Here is a 2,077-nt window from a genome sequence, read left to right on the forward strand (position 1 = left end):
CAGTCAGGGCCGGGTAGTTTACTCGAGAGCGGCTTACCCACACCACATCAGGAGCCACATTGTTATCTTCGGCAAAAATCACTCCCGGAGCAGTGTTGGCCAATCTCAGGCCCGTTTTCTCACTCTATTCGCCTTTCAAATTTCTTCTAAGATGCGAAACTGCACATGGTTAATGGCCAGCTCCCCAATTGAGGCTTGGTCGGTGTTGATCGTCTCGAAAGGGATCCCTTTGGCGATCTCGGCATGGGTCCAGGGCAAGCCCATGAAGTAGCGCTGCGAATAGGGGCGCTCCCCCCGATCGTCGGGGTTCGACTCCATCGGCACCCAACCCCAGCCGGGCAGATAAAACTCAATCCACACGTGGTTGTACTGGGGAAACAGCGGGATCCCTTTCAGTTCTGGATGGGGAGGACATTTGTAGCGCCCCACCGTGCGGCAAGGGATTCCATTGAGGCGGGCCAAAGCCAACAGCACCCCCACATATTCGCCACAAGAACCGGAGCCACGCCGCAAAACCTCATCCGGCGGATCGATGCGAGAGGTGACCCGGTAGGAGAGCTTGTCGTAAACATAGGCCCGGATATTGAGCATTTTGCGCAGCAAGTTGGTCTCGCTGCCAACGGCCAGCCGCGCTGCCTCTCGGACAATCGAGGTGTCCATGGCCAGGTAGTCATCGTCCACCAAGTAGCGATCCCGCAGCTCCCTGGGCAAAACGGCAGCCTCTACATCCAGTGGATCGATGCAGTACTTGATACTGTAGAGATCCAGCACCGCCCGCCAGCCAAACAAGCGCACCTCATGGGCCCCCAGGGATCCCAGCGAAAACACCGCCACCTGTTGGCCAGATTGCTCTTCCACTTCAAACGGCAGACCTACCCAGTGCAGGCTGCGCACCCGTTGGCGAAGGCTGTTGCAGGGCAAGGCAATTCGCCAGACCAAATCGGGCAGGAAGCGCGGCTCTTCTTGGGCAATTTCTTCCACATAGGTCAGCTCCACCCGATAGCCGTGGGAGAGGGTGTAGGTGGCGCGTTCCCCCAGACACTGGGGCTGAAAAACTACCGGACAGGCAATGGGGGAATCCTCGGCCTCGGTTCCACCGCCGCCAGAGGGGTCGGGGGAGCTAGGGGGATCCAAAGGCCGCAGGCGTAGGGGGGCCACCCAGGTTTTATCGCGCAGGGCCACCGACAAGGGATCCGGAGCGTTGGGGTTGTCGTGGATGTAGGCTTCTTCGTGGGCATAGGCCACCCAGAGTTGCCCCCGCCAATGGGCCAAGCCTGTCGGCCCAGGAGAAGGGGTGAGGATACGGGCCAGTTCTCGCCCGGTCTGGCGCTCCAGCACGTAGATCGTCTCTTCCACCCGATCGCTCACCCAGAGGTAGTCTCCCTGCACCGCAATCTGTTCTCGGCCAACCCCAGGGGCGGGCATCTCCTGCACAATAAGGCCACGGCTGGGATCCAGTTGCAGGATTTTTCCCCGTCGGTAGCAGGTGGCATAGAGGTAGCGGTTTCCCGTGTGGGGATCGCTCCAGAGGGCGATCCCTTCGATAGGGTAGGGGCACCTACACACTGGAAAGGCTTCCAGGGATCCCGGTTGCTGCAGAGCGGACATGGGAATGCGCAAGATTTGCCCCTCTTGCTCCCGACTGAGCCAAATCCACGCTTGATCCCCTTCTGACTCTACCCACAAACCGTAAGCGCCTTGGAAAGAATGGACATGGTGGGGGTTGAGCAGCAGGGTGTTGTGCTCTTGAATTTCCACCAAATAGCCCCTCACCCGATCCAAGCCCAACAGGCGATCTCCCCAGGTGGCCAAACCTTCCAAAGCAACCAGCCCCAGAGGTTGCAGAGGGGCCACAGTTCCCTGTTGCCGCCCAGATGGAGGCCACCAAGCAGGCTGGGATCCTCTTGCCGTGGAACCTAGATTTTTCAGAGCACCCAGATCATTTGCCGGATGGATGGCAACCATGAAGGCTTCCTTGCCTATGGATGAAGTTGACATGCTGGCGCGATCTGCACCAAGGCGGTACGACTGTCCAATATTTACTGTCCAACATTATTATGATGCGCCTCTTTTCAAC

Annotated in this window: 1 protein-coding gene; it reads right to left on the reverse strand. The window is 58.7% G+C overall.

Annotated elements, in window-relative coordinates; genetic code table 11:
- Nucleotides 1–135: 135 nt before the first annotated feature.
- The gene (locus NW819_RS08045; RefSeq protein WP_414413442.1) at nucleotides 136–1,854 is read right to left on the reverse strand and encodes a transglutaminase domain-containing protein; all 1,719 of its coding nucleotides are present in this window, start codon (nucleotides 1,852–1,854) and stop codon (nucleotides 136–138) included.
- Nucleotides 1,855–2,077: the final 223 nt, after the last annotated feature.

Origin of the sequence: Synechococcus sp. R8-2, from assembly GCF_047461715.1 — a bacterium.
GTDB lineage: Bacteria > Cyanobacteriota > Cyanobacteriia > Thermostichales > Thermostichaceae > Thermostichus.